The organism is Nonomuraea sp. NPDC050663 (assembly GCF_044456985.1).
In the GTDB taxonomy this organism is placed as follows: domain Bacteria; phylum Actinomycetota; class Actinomycetes; order Streptosporangiales; family Streptosporangiaceae; genus Nonomuraea.
Window position 1 is genome coordinate 181,027 of sequence record NZ_JBITGL010000012.1, and the last position, 17,270, is coordinate 198,296.

Sequence of the window (17,270 nt, forward strand, 5' to 3'; positions counted from 1 at the left end):
CATGAGCGATCGGCTGCGCACCCTGCCCGTGGGCCGCTGGTTCCTCTTCGCCAGCATCGTCGGCGCCCTCGTCCTCGTCGCCGGCACCGCCGCGACACTGAACAGCCTGCACCAGCTCGACAACGCGCGAGACGACATCATCAACGTCATCGACCCGGCCACCATGCGCACCCTCGACCTCACCCTCGCCCTGTCGATGCAGGAAGGCTCGGCCCGCACCTTCGCCCTCACCCAGGACCCGCAGTTCGCCGACAACTACCGGCGCGCGGTGGCCGCCGAGGAAGTGGCCCTGCGCGAACTGAACCGGCTGGTCCCGGACGACCGCACCGGCCTGCAGGAGATCGCCCGCACGGCTCTGACCTGGCGCACCGAATACGCCGAGAAGCTCATCGCCGGCGCCCCGCCCAACACCGTCCTGGCACGACACGGCGCCGAACGCATGAGCCCCGCTCGCGAAGCCCTCAGCCGCGAACGCACCACCCTCGAACGACGCCACGCCGCCGCCAAGATCGCCATCGAGGACCGGGCCCGCGAGGTCTACCTCGCCATCGGCGTCGTCCTCGCCGTCATCATCGCCCTGCTCGTCATCCTCGGCCTCATCGTGCGCAACTTCGTCATCCGCCCCATCTCCGAGCTGGCCCGCCAGGTCGACGGCGTCGCCAAGGGCGACTTCGACCGCACCATCCACGTCGACCGGCCCGCCGAACTCGAAACCCTCTCCGGCCACATCGACGGCATGCGCCGCGAGATCGTCCAGCAACTGCAGCTGTCGGAAGGCCAGGCCACCGAACTCCGCCGCTCCAACAGCGACCTCGAGCAGTTCGCCTACGTGGCCAGCCACGACCTCCAGGAACCCCTGCGCAAGGTCGCCAGCTTCACCCAGCTGCTCGAACAGAGGTACGGCGAGCAGCTCGACGAACGGGCCAAGCAATACATCACGTTCACGGTCGACGGCGCCAAACGCATGCAACTGCTCATCAACGACCTGCTCGACTTCTCCCGCGTCGGCCGCATGGGCGGCGAGATCACCACCCTCGACAGCGCCGTCCCCCTCCGCGCCGCCCTGCACAACCTCGAAGCCCAGATCGACCACACCGACGCCGTCATCACCCACGACCCGATGCCCAAGGTGCGCGGCAACCGCACCCACCTCACGCAGCTCTTCCAGAACCTCATCGGCAACGCGCTCAAATTCCGCACCGACGCCACCCCGGCCGTCCACATCGGCGCCCGCCAGACCGACGACGGGACATGGGAATTCTCCTGCGCCGACAACGGCATCGGCATCGACGCCAAATACGCCGAGCGCATCTTCATCATCTTCCAGCGGCTGCACCCGCGAGAGGCCTACCCCGGCACGGGCATCGGCCTCGCGCTCTGCCGTAAAATCGTCGAAAATCACGGCGGCACCATCTGGGTGGACACCTCGGCCTCCCCCGGCACCACGGTGCGCTGGACGCTACGAGGAGCGGACGATGCCTGACATGCACCCCATCGAGGTGCTACTCGTCGAAGACGACGCCGGAGACGTGCTGCTCACGCAAGAGGCGTTCGAGCTCAACAAAGTGCAGAACCGGCTCCACGTGGTGAGCGACGGCGAGCAGGCCATGTCATTCCTGCGCCAGAACGAGCCCTACACCGGAGTACCCCGGCCCGACCTCATCCTGCTGGACCTCAACCTTCCGCGTAAGGACGGGCACGAGGTGCTCAGCGAGATCAAGGCCGACGCAACACTGCGGACGATCCCGGTGGTGGTGCTCACGACCTCGGAGGCGGAGGAGGACATCCTGCGGAGCTACCAGCTGCATGCGAATGCGTATGTGACCAAGCCGGTGGATTTCTCGCAGTTCATTCGGGTGGTGCGGCAGATCGACGACTTCTTCGTCACCGTGGTGAAACTACCGGGCAACCCTTAACTGCATGGTCCTCGCCGGTCGCGCGCCTTCGGCGCTGGCCTTGCTCGGGCTCCCTTCATTGGGGGGCCGAGCCCCCCAAGTCCCCTGCCGGGAGCCTTCCGGCCCCCGGACCCCCGGTCGTCGCCATTGTCGAAGGCTTTCTGATTCAGCCCGGTCTCGTGGAGCAGCCACCGCGTCGGTCAGCAGCACGGACTAAGCCGCCCCCGCCAGGGGCGGAACATTTGGCTTTGACGACGAGGCGGTTGTTGACCTGGTTCCGCGAGGCTCATCCGGGAATGGTCGAAGCCACGCATCAATTGGCGATTTCCTGCGACCTTAGCTGCGCGGAGACCCGCCCCGGCGGGCCAAGGACGTCCGCCCAGACCGGCCACAGTAATTCAGCAGCCTGCTTGCCGACAGGTGCGCGACAGCCTACCCGTGTCCGCCAAGATCTCCGGCCCCAGGGATCGAGGAGAACGCGTCTGCCTTGGTCCGACTTCCACAGCCATGGCGCATCACCTCGCCAAGGTTGCCGTAGCCTCCCCCATCCCAGCTGTTACATGCCGCGTACCGCGATCGAGGCGCACGATGGCGATACGCAGACGGAGCGAATCCTTGATCGAAATCGATACCTCAGCAGGCGACCCAAAGGCTGCCGTTACCCGCTTTGCCGATTTGCCATCGACAAGAATCTCGAAGCTGACCTCGCCGTCCGTGTCGGACGAATCGTCAAGCACAGCCTGGAACGAGAGCACCGAGTAGTCCCTGGAGAGGTTGTACTCCACAAACGCTTCATCTCCTGCGGAGAAGCGCGGCTTGTAGATCGAGTGAGAGAGGGCGTTGCCGCCAGCCTCTATCACGCCGGTTTGAAATCCTACGAATCCGGCATCGTTCTCCGAGGAGAAGGACGCTCCAAGGCGGGGGTGAAATCTGGCGGCGACGACCGGCAATTCTTCGAGAAACACCGCGGGCGCGGCCGATTCAGTCTCAGCTTCCGCAGAGGTCGTCTGCTGGCTTGCCGCAGTACCGACGGGTGAACCGGACGAGGTTGGCGAAGAAGCCGGTGATGGTGGAGCAGGTGTGGAGGAGGCCACGATCGGCACCGGTTCCGCAGATTTGGCATTTCCGAGGGGCTCATTGAAGTAGCCAGTCACTATCAGGCCTACGATCGTGACGATGAGCGCAAGAGCGCCGATAATGCCAGCAATACCTTGCCACTCCGGTCGCGCAAGGTAACGACGCCATCGAGGGCGCCGCGAGGACGCAGGTGAAGATGACTGCGCGCGGCTCACGAGCCTCCATCCCACAGCGGTTGGAACACAAACGCTGCCAGCCACCGGCTAGGCCTTCATGGTAGCTCCAGGAAGTTCGATATACCCCCGCTTTAGTGCTCGCGGAGCATAACGCCGGGAGCTCCTGGCTTGAATATCCTCGACATGGCCCAATATTTGATGAAAGAGACATTTCGCCCTCACGAGGCAAAAAGGATATTCGGATAAAGAAGCTCTCCCACTAATGCCCAGGGTGCAGTCCGCACCACCGGGGCGGGAACGTCCATGTCGCTGCAGACGCGGGGCCCGAATCGCAGGTGGGCCAGAACGAATGGCGTCTGACCAGCTGAGTGCGGGTGCCACAGCCGGAGCCCTGACCCCCGGTCAGGCGTCGAGCCTTGACCCACCGCTGCCTGACCGAGAGTCTTCCCCATCAGGTCGAGAGCCTGAAGTCCCCTGAGGGCCGCAGCGCCACGACAAACGACCTCGCTGCGTGCGCTCGGCCACCAAGCCGCGAGGCTGCCCACCCTGACACCTCAACCTCAGCCCCGATGATGCTCCACCAGCCGCGCGAGCAGCCCCACGAGCACGCGCCGTTCCTCCTCCGACAGCGGCGCCAGCACCTCCTCCTGGAGCCCTTCCAAGACCCGCTCCAGCCTCTCCAGCCATCCCCGCCCGGTCGCCGTCACCGTGACTACGTTTCGGCGCCGGTCGTCCGGGTCCGGCGTCCGCTCCACGAATCCCCGCTCCTCCAGCTCGTTGATGACCGCCACGAGGTCGCTGCGATAGATGCCCGTGCGGTCGCTGAGCGCCGCCTGACTGGCGGGGCCACCGTCGGACAGTGCGACGAGGACGGCGTAGTGCCACTTCCGGGCGTCCTCGGCTCCCAGGCCTGCCGTGACGAGGCGGTCGGCGTGGGCGGCGGCGATGTTGAGCAGCCGGCTGGGCAACTGGCGCAGGCGGGCGGGTGTGGCGGGGCTGTCGCCGAGGTGGTTCACGGGAAGCGAGTCTAGCGGTTGCGTTAGTCGGACTAACGACGTATGTTCGTTAGTGTCATAAACGTTAGTGAGACTAACAGTGGAAGAAGGCTGGGACGTGCCTACGATCAGCGTGCTCGATTCGACGATTTACTACGAGGACCACGGTGCGGGCGGCATTCCCGTGGTGTTCCTGCACGGCAATCCATCCTCCTCACACACCTGGCGGAAGGTGCTTCCCCGCATCCCGGGGCGGAGGTTGCTGGCACCCGATCTGATCGGGATGGGGCGATCGGGCAAGCCGGAGATCGCCTACAGCTTCGATGATCACAGCCGGTACCTCGACGCCTGGTTCGATGCCCTGGGGCTGGACGAGGTGATCCTCGTGGGGCACGACTGGGGTGGGGCGCTGGCGTTCGACTGGGCCGCGCGGCATCCGGGGCGGGTGCGCGGGGTGGCGTTCTTCGAGGCCATCGTGCGAGGGATGTCGTGGAGCCAGTTGGGGGAGGCGCCTCGCAAGCGCGGGGAGTTGATTCGCTCCGAGCAGGGCGAGGAGTTGGTGCTCGGCGGGAACTTCCTGGTGGATACCGCCTATACCGGTGGGGTGCTGACGCCGGTCAGCGATGAGGAGAAGGCGGCTTATCTGGAGCCGTACCCGACGCGGGAGAGTCGGCGGCCGTTGTTGCGGTGGGCTCGGTCGATTCCGCTCGATGGGGAGCCGGCGGATGTGGCGGCGCGGGTGGACGCCTATGGGGAGTGGCTGGCGGGGTCGGAGACGGTTCGGAAGCTGTTGCTGACCTTCGAGGGGTCACCGACGTTGATGATCACGCCTGAGCTCGCGGAGTGGTGCGGGGCCAACATCGCGGCGTTGGAGACGGTGCATGTGGGGGCGGCTGGGCATCATGCCACCGAGGATCGGCCCGAGGAGATCGCTTCGGAGATCGGGAAATGGATCGAGAGGCTTTGAGGCCGACCACGAGGACGCCGACTACAACACGTGGCAGGCGTGGCGCAGGCGGGTGGCGAGGTCTGCCGCCTGCGCCTCCGACCAGCGGATGAGCCCGTTCTCCGTCATCAGCGCGTGATACTGCTGCTCCTCGTACGGTGTCCCGGGAGGCAGCGGGGCGATGTGCCAGTGCACGTGGCTGTTGCCCTGCTGGCTGCCCAGCGACAGCAGATACATGCGCTCGCTGGGCACCACCGACTCGACCGCCAGCGCGACCCGGCGCACGAAGGCCATCAGCCGGAGGTAGGCGTCGGCGTCGAGGTCACGCACGACGTGCTTGACATGCCTCTTCGGGGCGGCGAGAACCTTGCCGGGCAGCGTGGGGTAACGGTCGAGGAAGGCCACGTGCTCGTCGTCCTCGAAGACGATCTGCTCCAGGTCGAAGCCGGGCGCTCCGGTGAGCAGGGAGCAGATGAAGCACGCCTCGCGACGCACCCGCTCCACGTATGACTGGAGGTCCATCGCCTCGCTGCGTTCCACGGGGCCACGCTAGCTAGGGCGGGGACTAGGTGCGTAGGTCCCGGTTCGCCCAGCCGAGGGCCGTCAGTGCCGCTAGCAGCGCCACTGTCCATCCCACGTGCACGATCTCCCAGTTGGCCTCCTGCGGGTAGAGCCAGGGCCAGTACGGCCCGCGCAATGCCAGGGTGATCGAGACGATCGCCAGCAACCCGCCCAGTCCTGCCATCCCGGACACGCGCCCATGGTGGAAGCGTCCGGCGATCGCGGCTGCCAGGAGCCCCAGCGCGATGCAGGTGGCCGCCTCAGCGGCCATGCCGGGCACCCGCAGAGTCGGCACCCGGCTCGCCGCGATGAGGCAGGCCGTCGACCACAACGCCATCGCGGTCAGGCCGCCGAGCCCGGCACGCAGCCATTGCCGCAGCCAGCGCGGGACGGGCGTCGCCCCGAGCGTGGCGCCCATCTCGTCGGCCACCGCGAAGCCGGCGGCGGCGCCGAGCAGCACGCCGAGCATGCGCAGCAGAGTGAAGAGCTCGCCGGTGCCGGCCTGCCATGCCAGGAGGACGGCGAGGGCCCCAGCGACCGCGAGCGGCGCCCAGTCCATGGCCCGGATGAGGCACCTCAGCAGGGCGAGGAGGGTGATGGCGGAGCGGGTCACGGGCACCGCTGCCACGCGAACGGCGCGCATCATGCGCACCGCTCCCCACGCACAACACTCTCACCAGGCGCAGGCAGGCCGAGTAGTTCGGCGGCCCGGCTGAGCGAGGTGCGAGGGTCGGTGAGCACGTCCCAGTGCGCCCACACCCGCTCCCTCCCGTCGCCAACAGCCAGGAGCCGCCGCGCGAGCTCCAGCTCCGCCGGACCGTACACCACGTTGCCGAGCGGCGACCGGACCGTCAGGAAGACGCTCGACCCCACCTGCACCTCGGCGTACGAAGCCAGCCGCGGGGCGACGCTCTGGCCGAGCAGCCAGAGGGCCACCAGGGCCCGGCCTTGTCCTGACAGGTCGCAGCCGTCCCTGCCTGCTGGGCGGATCGCCAGCGCGCGCCGTACGGCGTCCGCTGCCAGGGCCGCGCGCTGTTCGTTTCCGCGGCTCCACACCATCGTGGCGCCCCGGGACGCATGATCGTCCTGGTAGAGGAACCACGAGTCGGTGCCCTGCAGGACGGGCGGCAGGTCGGCTCGTGCCGCCGGGGGCAGCGCCCGGACGACCGGGTCGAGGGCCGACACCCAGACGGGGATCCACGCCGCGTAGGCGGGATAGGCGCAGTAGTCGAGCCCGCTGTGCGTCTCGCAGCTGCGCCGTACGTCTGGTCCGATGTAGCGCTCGCGGATCTGCGGGGTGAGGGAGCGTCCTGTGTATCGGTTGGCCATCTCGTCACCCGGCCCGGCGGCGGTCGCGGCGGCCCCCGCGGGCACCATGACCGCCAGTGCGGCGACGGCGGCCACCAGCCATCGGGACGAGTGGCGGGCGAGCGCGGCGCAGGAGCACGCCACGATCGCGGCCATGAGGTAGAGGGTGTGCAGGCCCGAGGGCCGGGCGGGCCAGTCGGGGCCGTGGAAGAGGACGATCGGCAGGAACCAGCCCCCGTAGCCGCCCTGGTTGCCGTTGAAGTAGATCAGCGCGCCCAGGGTGAAGGCCGCGGTCGGGACGGCGACCAGCCATGGGGTCCAGCGGCCGAGCAGGGCGCCGAGGGCGGCGGCTGCGCCGACGGCGATGATCGCGTCCACGGCGTCCCAGAGTGCGAAGACGCCTGCCACAGGGCCCGTGTACCAGCGGATGGCCAGGTAGGCCGCCATCACGGCGGTGGCGTAGGCGATCCCGGTGAGTGCGGCGGCCCCGGTGGCGGCGGCGGTGCGTGCGGTGGCGTCGCCGGTGGTCGCGAGCAGGGACTCGGCCATCCTCCGGTCGCGCGAGACGGCGAGGTAGGCGGCCATCATGGCCGCGGCCGCCAGGATCAGGAGTGCGCCCCCGGTGCTCGCGGGCTCGACCGACATGTCGGGTAACCAGCCCCATGTCGCGTGAAGCCGCAGGCCGAAGCAGAGCAGCGCCGCTCCCCACAGCAGGGGGTTGCGGAGCGACCTGCGCACCTCGAAGCGGAACAGCGCCGGCGACACTGGAGAACCCCTCACGCCGGCGCCCCGAGCAGCAGAAGGTACCCGTCCTCGACCCCCGGCTCGACCGGCGCACCGCCCGGCGGCGCCGTCCCGACCGAGCGGAAGCGCCCGTCGGCGGTCCGCCACGACAGGTCGGCCCGCGACGGCTCGGCCGTCGAGATCCACACCTGCCCGGACGCCACGGCGGCCAGCTCGCCCGGCGTGCCCTCGAAGACCACCCGGCCTTCCCGCATGACGGCCACCCGCTCGCACAGGGCGGCGACGTCCTCGGTCTGGTGCGTCGACAACAACACGGTACGGCCGGCGCCCAGCCTGGAGACCAGCGAGCGGAAGCGCACCCGCTGCGACGGGTCGAGCCCCACGGTCGGTTCGTCGAGGATCAGCAGCTCGGGTTCGCCCAGCAGCGCCTGCGCCAGGGCCAGCCGCTGCCGCATGCCGCCCGACAGCTTGCGCACCCGCTGCCGCGACACGTCGGCCAGTTCCACCTCCGCGAGCACCCGGCGGATCTCCCTGTGGCGTTCGCGCCGGTCGTTGAGCTCCTTCAGGATCGCCATGTACTCCACCAGCTCCCACACGGTGAAGTGCGGGTAGAAGCCGGGGTTCTGCGGCAGGTAGCCCAGGCGGCGGCGCAGCGCGAGCTGGTCGGAGCGGTCGGCGGGGTCCAGGCCGAGTGCCCGTATCCGGCCTTCGTCGTGGGCGAGGGTGGTGGCCAGGCAGCGCAGGAGGGTGGTCTTGCCCGCGCCGTTCGGGCCGAGCAGTCCGGTCACGCCGCGGCCGAAGCTCAGGTCGAGGCCGTCGAGCACGAGCTTGCGTCCGTAGCGTTTGGTCAGGGCGGTCGCGCTCACGTTCATCTGGGCTCTCCGGAGAATCGCAGGTGGACGAGGGGGATGAGGATCACGGCCGCGGTGCCGTACAGGATCTGGGCGAAGGTGGAGAAGCCGGCCAGCTTGTCGCCGGTCAGTTCGGACCACAGGGCGGCTGCGCCGAACCAGCCGGCGGCGAGCAGCCCGGCCGACATCAGGGGCGCGAGCCGCGCGGACAGGGCGAGTGAGGCCAGCGCGAGCACGAGGGCGGGCAGCAGCCAGGCCGCGGCCATCGAGGGCAGGAACGGCGTGGCGGCGCCGGTCAGGACGAGCGCGGCGATCAGAACGGCGACGGCCCGCAGCAGCAGCGCCCGCGAGCCGGCCATGGGGGTGGCGGCCTGGGTCTCGTACACGGGGTCGACGCGCGGGCCGTAGGCGAGCGCGATGCCGGAGAGCGGCAGGACCGGCGCGAGCACGAGGAAGAACAGCAGGGCGTCGGGCGATTCCGTCAGGCGTGCGGCCAGCACGGCGAAGGTGCTCACCAGCCCGACGGCGACCAGCCAGCCCCTGGCCAGCGCGGGCGTGGCGGCCAGGAAGACGGCCACGTGCTCGGGCACGCCGGCGGCGCGCAGCAGCCGCGTGACCGGCCGCAGCCGTGGCCGGTCGACGAGTTCCTCGATGCCGGCCCAGCTTCTGGCCAGCCAGTCCTCGGCGTACGGCACGGCGTTCCTGCACTTCTCGCACGCGGCGAGGTGGGCGTCGACGGCCATCGCCTGGACCGGCGAGAGCTCTCCGCGCAGGTAGGGCTCGATGGGCGGATGCCATGTCATGCCAGGAACCCCCTCAGTTGAGCCTTGGCCCGCATCACGCGTGTCTTGACGGTGCCCTCGGGGATGCCGAGGAGCCCGGCGGCCTCCCGCGCGGTGAGGCCGTCGAGCACGGTCGCCTGCAGCGCGGCCCGCAGCTCGGGGGTGAGCCTGGCCAGTGCCGTGCCGAGGTCGCCGTGCTCGATGCCGAGCAGGACCGCGTCCTCGGCCGATGCGGTGATCGGTTCTTCGTGGGTCAGGCCGGGCAGGCGGCGGCGCCGTAGCGCGGAGACGAGCCGGCGGATCGCGATCGTCCAGATCCAGGCCTGGGCGGCGCCGCGTCCCGCGCGGAAGCGGCGGGCGTCGCGCCACACCGCCAGGAAGGTGTCCTGGATGGCGTCGTCGACCAGGTCCTCGTCCGCGCACCTGCGGGACAGGCGGGCCCGCAGCCATGGCGCGTAGCGTTCGTGGAGGAGTCTCAGCGCCTCCACGCGTTCCGCCGCGACCGCTTCGATCAGCTCCGCGTCGGTGCTGCGGGCGTCGACGGGCGGGGCGTCACGGTGTTTTCGGAAGAATGGCCGCACATCTGGATATTCGCGGAATCTCCCGCCGGGAGTTCTATCCCTTCACCGATCCCCGCAGCAACCCGGAGACGATGTACCTCTGCAGGAACCTGAACAGCAGCACGCTGGGAATCGCCCCGAGCAGCGCCCCCGCCGAGAAGGCCCCCCAGTTGGCCGAGAGCTGCTCGGACACCAGCCCGTACAACCCCACCGCCAGCGTCTTACGCTCCGGATCCTGCAACATGATGCTGGCGATCATGAACTCGTTGACCGTCGCGATGAACGACAACAACGCGATGACCGCCAGCACCGGCGCCCCGAGCCGCAGGATGATCGTGAAGAACACCCGCGCGTGGGAGGCCCCGTCGACCTTGGCCGCGTCGTCCAGCTCGCGCGGGATGGAGTCGAAGAAGCCCTTGATGAGGAAGATGTTCACCCCCATCGCCCCGCCCAGGTAGACCATGACGAGGCCCCACTGCGTGCCCAGCCCGATGCCGGGGAGCGCCCCCTTGATCTGCGCCATCAGCAGGAAGATCGCCACGGCGGCCAGGATCTGCGGGAACATCTGCACCAGCAGCAGCCCGAGCATGCCCAGCCTGCGCCCGTGGAAGCGGAAGCGCGAGAACGCGTAGGCGCCGCTCGCCGCCAGCAGCACGGTGGCGACGGCGGTGGCGCCCGCGATCCACAGGGTGTTGACGAACCAGAACGTGTAGGGGATGTCGCCCAGCGCCCGGTAGTTGTCGAGCGAGGCGTCGGCGAACAGCCGGACGGAGGCGGTCAGGGTGCCGCGCGGGTTGAGCGAGGCGCTGATCACGAAGACGAGCGGGAAGAGGGCGAACGCCAGCGCGGCGAACCCGACCACATGCCGCCATCCGAAGTCCCTGAACCACCTGGTCATGAGTAGGTCTCCTCCAGCGCTCTGGTCCGCCGGAACGACGCCGCCGAGATCGCGGCGACGATGAGGAAGATGATCGTCGACATGGCGCACGCGAAGCCCCACTCGCGCCCCGCGCCGCCGAAGGCGACCTTGTAGACCATGGAGATCAGCAGGTCGGTGCTGCCCAGCGTGATCGGCGCCTCCGGAACGTTCGGCCCGCCGCCGGTGACGAAGTAGATGACCGTGAAGTTGTTGAAGTTGAACGCGAACGAGGCCACCAGCAGCGGCCCGGTCGAGACGAGCAGCAGCGGCAGCATCACCCGGCGGAACAGCTGCCAGGTGCCCGCCCCGTCGATGCGGGCCGCCTCGACCACCTCGCCCGGGATGGCCTGCAGCGCCCCGGTGCAGATCAGGAACATGTACGGGAAGCCGAGCCACAGGTTGACCAGCAGCACGCTGACCTTGGCGAGCGTGGGGTCGTTGAGCCACGGGATCTCGGCGCCGCCGAGCAGCCCCTGGTTGATGAAGCCGAAGCTCTGGTTGAGCATGCCCGTCCAGACCAGCGCCGACAGGAACGACGGCACGGCGTAGGGAAGCACCAGCAGCGACCGGTAGACCCCTCGCCCTCTCAGCCCCTCCTTGTTCAGCGCCAGCGCGAGCACCAGCCCCAGGAGGCAGGTCGTCAGCACCGACAGCAGGGCGAAGGCGAAGGTCCAGGCGAAGACCGACAACAGCGGAGCCCTCAGCCGCTCGTCGCTGAAGGCCCTGACGTAGTTGTCGAACCCGACGAACTCCCGCCAGCCGGGCGTCAGCGCCCTGCCGTCGTCCGATTCGAAGAACCCGCGTTCCGTGGCCCGGTAGACGGTGCCGGTGGTGGTGTCGGTCAGCTGCCCGCCGGCGTAGCGCAGGGTCGGCCGGGCGATGTATCCGGTCGAGCCGTCCTCGGTGCGGATGGACCCGCCCTCCACGGGCACGCGCAGGGCCAGCACCTCCTGCTGCCGGCTGACCAGGTCGCGCAGCTGCAGCACGCGGTGGCCGGCGGGCGCCCCGGAGACCGGCTCGCCGTCGAGGGTCGTCGTCCCTTGCGGGTCGGTGGCCAGCAGGTGCAGCCGGCCGTCCGGCCCGGCCAGGACCTGGACCCTGTACGGCGGGCTGCCAGGCACCCGTTTCTCCGACACCGCGAGGATGTGGCTCAGCGCCTGCTCGCGGGTCAGGTTGTGGCCGTCTCCCACGTTGGTGAGCCCGGCGTAGGCCGTGTAGACCACGACGTAGATCTGGAAGACCAGCAGGAAGAGCATCCCGGGCAGCAGGTAGCGCGTGGCCAGGGTGCGGCGGCTGAAGTAGACGTAGTCGACCGCCGCGGTGGCGACCAGGAGGACCACGAAGATCCCCCAGTCGCGCACCGCGTAGGTGGCCACCAGGCCGTAGACGGCCAGCGCGTTGACCACCCCCACCAGGAGCAGCTTCGCCCCCAGCGTTCGCAAATCACCCACCGATTTTGTCGCGGATCTTGGCGGCCGCCTGCTGCATCAGCTTGGCCGGGTCGCCCTTGCCCAGCAGGATGTCGCGCTCGGCGTGGCCGTACTCCGTCCACACCGCGTCCATCGCCGGGATGCTGGGCAGCGGCTGGCCGATGTCGCCCACGGCGGCGAAGCCGGCGATGATCGGGTCGCCCTTGACCTGGTCGTAGACCGCGGTCATGGCGGGGGGCCGCTTGCCGGTGTCGTAGAGCTCCTTGCTGACCTCGGGCGTGCCCAGGTAGTTCAGGACGAAGTCGTTGGCGACCAGCTTGTTCTTGGCGTTGGCCGAGATCATGAAGCCCTGCACGCCGACGAACGGAGCGGCGGCCTGGCCGCCCGCCGACGGGATCGGGTCGACGGCCAGCTTGATGCCCGCCTTCACCGCGTCGTCGGTGTTCCACGGCCCGGTGATCTGGAAGGGCGCCTTGCCGGTGTTGAACGCCTCCTTGGCGATGTCGTAGGTGATGTCGGCCGACAGCGCCTTGGCCTTGCGCCAGCGGTCGAGCGCCTTGGCGAAGGCCAGCCCGCCCTCGTTGTCGATCAGCAGCCGGGCCGGGTCGTAGCTGCCGTCGGGCTTGACGCCGAAGACGCCGCTGCCGAAGGAGGTGGCGAGCGGGTAGAAGTGGTATGGGTCGCCCTCGGGGCCGACCTGCAGCGCGATCGGCAGTTCGGCCTTCTTGGCCTTCACCAGGTCCTGGCCGGCCTTGAGCAGTTCGTCGAAGGTCTTGGGCGCCTCGGGGGCCAGGTCGGTGTTGCGGAAGAGCGCGATGTTCTCGATGGCGTACGGCAGGCCGTACACCTGCCCGTCGTAGCTGAAGGCCTTGACGGCCACGTCCTTGAACTGCCCGAGCTTGTCGCCGAGCTCCAGGGGTGCCACCGCGCCGTTGGTGACGAGCTTGCCGAGCCAGTCGTGGGCTCCGATGATCACGTCGGGGCCCTCCCCCGCCGGTCCCTGGGTGACGAGGTTGTCGCGGATGTCGCCGAACTCCAGCTGCTGGACGGCGACCTTGACGCCCTTCTCCGCGGCGAAGCGCTCGGCGATCTTCAGGATGATCGGGCTTCTGGTGTCGTCGGCCCAGATGACGAGGTCGGCGGCGGCTCGTTTGATCGGGCCTTCCGTGGGCTCGACGATCGTGGTGGCCTGGCCGGAGGCGGTGGGAGCGGCGGCGGAGGGGCTGGGTGCGGGGTCCGCCTGCTGAGCGGGCGAGCCGCCACAGGCGGCTAAGAGCAACGTGAGACCAAGGACCAGTGCGTTTCGGCGCATGGTGGCTCCAGTGGGATGAGTCGCACTTTCAGCAAGAAAACCACGGATTTCGGCAAGTTTCTAGATCGTTACAAAGTTGTGCCGCGGGGCTCTGCAGAGTGACGACAATCACACAGGGTCTTGGGAATTGTGGCGTGACTGTTCTCACACTGACCGGGGTAGTCAGGCGTAACGTATCCCCACCGATAGACGCGCCAACACTTGGTGGAGAGGTCTGTGATGACCCAAACGACGCCAGAGAGTCCGGTCCGTAGACAGCGTGCCCAGGTCACGGTGCGCACTCTCCGCACGGATCGCTGGTGGCTTCAGCCGCTTTTGACCTTCCTGGGACTTGCCTCGTTCCTGGTTTACAGCTTCTGGGCGATTTTCAACAACGACTACTTCGTCGATCCCTACATCGCGCCCTTCAGCTCGCCCTGCCTTGCGGAGTCGTGCCCTGAGGGAGCGAGGTTCCTGGGACTCGCCCCGTTCGGCGAGTGGTACGCCCTGCCGCCCGCCCTGTTGATCCTGGCCTTCCCCGCCGGGTTCCGTTTCACCTGCTACTACTACCGCAAGAGCTACTACCGCTCCTTCTGGCTGTCCCCGGCGGCCTGCGCGGTGCAGGAGCCGCACGGGAAGTACACGGGCGAGACCCGCTTCCCGCTGCTCCTGCAGAACCTCCACCGCTACTTCTTCTACGCGGCCATCGCGGTCGGCGCGATCCTCACCTACGACGCGATCCTGGCGCTGATCCACAAGCCCGCCGGCCTCGGCACCTACATCCTGCTCGCCAACGCGGTGCTCATCTGGTGCTACACGCTGGGCTGCCACTCCTGCCGCAGCATCACCGGCGGCCGCCTCAACCACTTCTCCCGGCACCCGGTGCGCTACAAGATGTGGCAGCTGGTCTCCAAGCTCAACGCCAAGCACCAGCCGTTCGCCTGGGCCTCCATGTTCTCCGTGATGATCGCCGACTTCTACGTCCGGCTGGTCGCCATGGGGGTCATCTCCTTCTCGTTCGCCTAAGGACTGTCTGCAGTGGAAATCGAACGTCACGACTACGACGTCGTCGTCATCGGCGCCGGCGGAGCAGGACTCCGGGCCGCCATCGAGGCCCGGCAGCAGGGCAAGCGCACCGCGATCGTCTGCAAGTCGCTCTTCGGCAAGGCGCACACGGTCATGGCCGAGGGCGGCGCCGCCGCGGCCATGGGCAACGTCAACTCCGACGACAACTGGATGGTGCACTTCCGCGACACGATGCGCGGAGGCAAGTTCCTCAACAACTGGCGCATGGCCGAGCTCCACGCCAAGGAGGCGCCCGACCGGGTCTGGGAGCTGGAGGCCTGGGGCGCGCTGTTCGACCGCACCAAGGACGGCAAGATCTCCCAGCGCAACTTCGGCGGCCACGAGTACCCCCGCCTGGCGCACGTCGGCGACCGCACCGGCCTGGAGCTGATCCGCACGCTGCAGCAGCGTGTCGTCGCGCTCCAGCAGGAAGACCACGAGACGCACGGCGACTACGAGGCCTACATCAAGGTCTTCGCCGAGTGCACGGTCACCCGGCTGCTGAAGGACGGCGACGCCATCTCCGGAGCCTTCGGCTACTGGCGCGAGACCGGCAACCTGATCGTCTTCGACGCCCCCACGGTCGTGCTGGCCACCGGCGGCATCGGCAAGTCCTACGTCGTCACCTCCAACTCGTGGGAGTACACCGGTGACGGCCACGCCCTGGCCCTGCTGGCCGGCGCGAAGCTGATCAACATGGAGTTCATCCAGTTCCACCCCACGGGCATGGTCTGGCCCCCGTCGGTGCGCGGCATCCTGGTCACCGAGTCCGTCCGGGGCGACGGCGGCGTGCTGCGCAACTCCGACGGCAAGCGCTTCATGTTCGACTACATCCCCGAGGTCTTCAAGGACAAGTACGCCACCTCCGAGGAGGAGGCCGATCGCTGGTACACCGACCAGGCCAACAACCGCCGCCCTCCGGAGCTGCTGCCGCGTGACGAGGTCGCCCGCGCCATCAACTCCGAGGTGAAGGCGGGACGCGGATCACCCCAGGGCGGCGTCTTCCTCGACGTGTCCACGCGTCTTCCCGCCGAGGAGATCAAGCGGCGCCTGCCGTCGATGCACCACCAGTTCAAGGAGCTGGCCGACGTCGACATCACGACCGAGCCCATGCAGGTCGGCCCGACGTGCCACTACATCATGGGCGGCGTGGAGGTCGACGCCGACACCGGCGCGGCGGCCGTCCCCGGCCTGTTCGCCGCCGGCGAGGTGTCGGGCGGCATGCACGGCTCCAACAGGCTCGGCGGCAACTCGCTCTCCGACCTGCTGGTCTTCGGCCGCAGGGCGGGCCTGGGCGCCTCCGAATACATCAACGGGCTGAAGGCGCGCCCGAAGGTGAGCGAGGCGTCCGTCGAGAGCGCCCGCAAGGAGGCGCTCGCCCCGCTGGAGCGCACCGGCGAGAACCCGTACGAAGTGCACCAGGAGCTCCAGCGTTCGATGAACGATCTGGTGGGCATCATCCGCAAGGCCGGCGAGATCTCGGAGGCCCTCGAGGTCATCGAGAAGCTCAAGGAGCGGGTGCAGCTGGTCGGCGCGGCAGGCAACCGGATCTACAACCCCGGCTGGCACCTGGCGCTCGACCTGCGCAACATGCTGCTGGTCTCCGAGTGCGTGGCCAAGGCGGCCCTGCTGCGCGAGGAGTCGCGCGGCGGCCACACCCGCGACGACTTCCCGGTCATGTCCTCCGACTGGCGGCGCAAGCTGCTGGTCTGCGCCACGGCCGACGGCTCCGGCGTCACCGTCGTCGAGCAGGCGCAGCCCGAGATGCGCCAGGACCTGTTCGACCTGTTCGACCGGGGAGAGCTGAAGAAGTACCTCACCGAGGAAGAGATGGACCGATGAGCTACAAGGGGAAGTTCCGCGTCTGGCGCGGTGAGGGCGGCGAAGGCAAGCTCGAAGACTTCACCGTCGAGGTCAACGAGGGCGAGGTCGTCCTCGACATCATCCACCGCCTCCAGGCGACGCAGGCGCCCGACCTGGCCGTTCGCTGGAACTGCAAGGCCGGCAAGTGCGGGTCCTGCTCGATGGAGATCAACGGCAAGCCGCGGCTGGGCTGCATGACCCGCATGTCCACCTTCACCGAGGAAGAGGTCATCACGGTCACGCCGATGCGGACCTTCCCGGTGATCAAGGACCTGGTCTGCGACGTCTCGTTCAACTACCAGAAGGCACGCGAGGTGCCGTCCTTCACCCCGCCGAAGGACGTGCGGCCCGGCGAGTACCGCATGAAGCAGGTCGACGTCGAGCGCTCGCAGGAGTTCCGCAAGTGCATCGAGTGCTTCATGTGCAACAACGTGTGCCACGTCATCCGTGACCATGAGGAGAACAAGGCCGCCTTCTCCGGGCCGCGCTTCCTCATGCGGATCGCCGAGCTCGACATGCACCCGTACGACGTGGCCGACCGCCAGGTCTCCGCCCAGGAGGACCACGGCCTGGGCTACTGCAACATCACCAAGTGCTGCACCGAGGTGTGCCCCGAGCACATCAAGATCACCGACAACGCGCTCATCCCGATGAAGGAGCGTGTGGTCGACCGCAAGTACGACCCGCTGGTCTGGCTGGGCAACAAGATCTTCAAGCGGAGCAGCAGCTAGAAACCCGTTGCGCCTGCCGTACCCAGGGATCGATCATGGGGCGGCAGGCGCACGCATGTCGAGAGGAGACGCCAGT

General features: G+C 68.5%; 17 protein-coding genes. 6 read left to right on the forward strand and 11 right to left on the reverse strand.

The genetic code is table 11. From position 1 onward, the window contains the following. The first annotated feature begins 1 nt into the window (after position 1). Both ACIBH1_RS32655 and ACIBH1_RS32660 read left to right on the forward strand, forming a co-directional pair. Positions 2–1,483 carry an ATP-binding protein gene (locus tag ACIBH1_RS32655; RefSeq protein ID WP_397317818.1) on the forward strand — a complete coding sequence of 494 codons (1,482 nt, stop codon included), beginning with the start codon at positions 2–4 and terminating at the stop codon, positions 1,481–1,483. Next, entirely contained in the window at positions 1,476–1,916 is a 441-nt protein-coding gene (locus ACIBH1_RS32660) for a response regulator (RefSeq protein WP_397317819.1), read from the forward strand. The genes ACIBH1_RS32655 and ACIBH1_RS32660 overlap by 8 nt, the downstream gene beginning before the upstream one ends. Positions 1,917–2,410: 494 nt before the next feature. Here ACIBH1_RS32660 and ACIBH1_RS32665 read toward each other — a convergent pair whose 3' ends face one another. Beyond that, entirely contained in the window at positions 2,411–3,049 is a 639-nt protein-coding gene (locus tag ACIBH1_RS32665) for an NPCBM/NEW2 domain-containing protein (protein ID WP_397317820.1), read from the reverse strand. A 659-nt stretch (positions 3,050–3,708) separates the two neighbouring features. Next, complete coding sequence (locus ACIBH1_RS32670; protein ID WP_397317821.1) at positions 3,709–4,164, reverse strand: MarR family winged helix-turn-helix transcriptional regulator; 456 nt, start codon at positions 4,162–4,164, stop codon at positions 3,709–3,711. Positions 4,165–4,261: 97 nt separating this feature from the next. Here ACIBH1_RS32670 and ACIBH1_RS32675 point away from each other — a divergent pair, with 97 nt between their 5' ends. Continuing rightward, entirely contained in the window at positions 4,262–5,110 is an 849-nt protein-coding gene (locus tag ACIBH1_RS32675) for a haloalkane dehalogenase (protein ID WP_397317822.1), read from the forward strand. 21 nt (positions 5,111–5,131) lie between these two features. Here ACIBH1_RS32675 and ACIBH1_RS32680 read toward each other — a convergent pair whose 3' ends face one another. Genes ACIBH1_RS32680 through ACIBH1_RS32720 form a run of 9 tightly spaced genes read right to left on the reverse strand, consistent with a single transcriptional unit; the run spans position 5,132 to position 13,556 of the window. Continuing rightward, entirely contained in the window at positions 5,132–5,629 is a 498-nt protein-coding gene (locus ACIBH1_RS32680; RefSeq protein ID WP_397317823.1) for an HIT family protein, read from the reverse strand. 25 nt (positions 5,630–5,654) lie between these two features. Then, positions 5,655–6,296 (reverse strand): hypothetical protein, encoded by a 642-nt coding sequence (locus tag ACIBH1_RS32685; protein ID WP_397317824.1) that lies wholly within the window; start codon positions 6,294–6,296, stop codon positions 5,655–5,657. Continuing rightward, on the reverse strand, positions 6,293–7,723 hold the full coding sequence (locus tag ACIBH1_RS32690; RefSeq protein WP_397317825.1) for a hypothetical protein: 1,431 nt from the start codon (positions 7,721–7,723) through the stop codon (positions 6,293–6,295). Before ACIBH1_RS32690 ends, ACIBH1_RS32685 begins: the two co-directional genes overlap by 4 nt. Before the next feature lie 11 nt (positions 7,724–7,734). Next, on the reverse strand, positions 7,735–8,574 hold the full coding sequence (locus ACIBH1_RS32695; RefSeq protein WP_397317826.1) for an ABC transporter ATP-binding protein: 840 nt from the start codon (positions 8,572–8,574) through the stop codon (positions 7,735–7,737). Further along, positions 8,571–9,356 (reverse strand): zf-HC2 domain-containing protein, encoded by a 786-nt coding sequence (locus ACIBH1_RS32700; RefSeq protein WP_397317827.1) that lies wholly within the window; start codon positions 9,354–9,356, stop codon positions 8,571–8,573. Before ACIBH1_RS32700 ends, ACIBH1_RS32695 begins: the two co-directional genes overlap by 4 nt. Next, the gene (locus ACIBH1_RS32705) at positions 9,353–9,916 is read right to left on the reverse strand and encodes an RNA polymerase sigma factor (RefSeq protein WP_397317828.1); all 564 of its coding nucleotides are present in this window, start codon (positions 9,914–9,916) and stop codon (positions 9,353–9,355) included. Before ACIBH1_RS32705 ends, ACIBH1_RS32700 begins: the two co-directional genes overlap by 4 nt. Positions 9,917–9,950: 34 nt before the next feature. Next, a complete protein-coding gene (locus tag ACIBH1_RS32710) occupies positions 9,951–10,793 on the reverse strand; it encodes a sugar ABC transporter permease (RefSeq protein WP_397317829.1) in 843 nt (280 codons plus the stop codon). Next, entirely contained in the window at positions 10,790–12,265 is a 1,476-nt protein-coding gene (locus tag ACIBH1_RS32715; protein ID WP_397317830.1) for an ABC transporter permease subunit, read from the reverse strand. Before ACIBH1_RS32715 ends, ACIBH1_RS32710 begins: the two co-directional genes overlap by 4 nt. Next, positions 12,258–13,556: an extracellular solute-binding protein gene (locus ACIBH1_RS32720; protein WP_397317831.1), complete on the reverse strand. Its 1,299-nt coding sequence runs from the start codon at positions 13,554–13,556 to the stop codon at positions 12,258–12,260. Before ACIBH1_RS32720 ends, ACIBH1_RS32715 begins: the two co-directional genes overlap by 8 nt. A 219-nt stretch (positions 13,557–13,775) precedes the next feature. Here ACIBH1_RS32720 and ACIBH1_RS32725 point away from each other — a divergent pair, with 219 nt between their 5' ends. From ACIBH1_RS32725 to ACIBH1_RS32735, 3 genes are read left to right on the forward strand one after another with little or no spacing between them, the layout of a single operon-like run. Beyond that, positions 13,776–14,561: a hypothetical protein gene (locus ACIBH1_RS32725; RefSeq protein ID WP_397317832.1), complete on the forward strand. Its 786-nt coding sequence runs from the start codon at positions 13,776–13,778 to the stop codon at positions 14,559–14,561. A 12-nt stretch (positions 14,562–14,573) separates the two neighbouring features. Continuing rightward, positions 14,574–16,442, forward strand: coding sequence for a fumarate reductase/succinate dehydrogenase flavoprotein subunit (locus ACIBH1_RS32730; RefSeq protein ID WP_397317833.1), 1,869 nt, complete (start codon positions 14,574–14,576; stop codon positions 16,440–16,442). Further along, positions 16,439–17,194: a succinate dehydrogenase/fumarate reductase iron-sulfur subunit gene (locus ACIBH1_RS32735; RefSeq protein ID WP_397317834.1), complete on the forward strand. Its 756-nt coding sequence runs from the start codon at positions 16,439–16,441 to the stop codon at positions 17,192–17,194. Before ACIBH1_RS32730 ends, ACIBH1_RS32735 begins: the two co-directional genes overlap by 4 nt. Positions 17,195–17,270 lie beyond the last annotated feature (76 nt).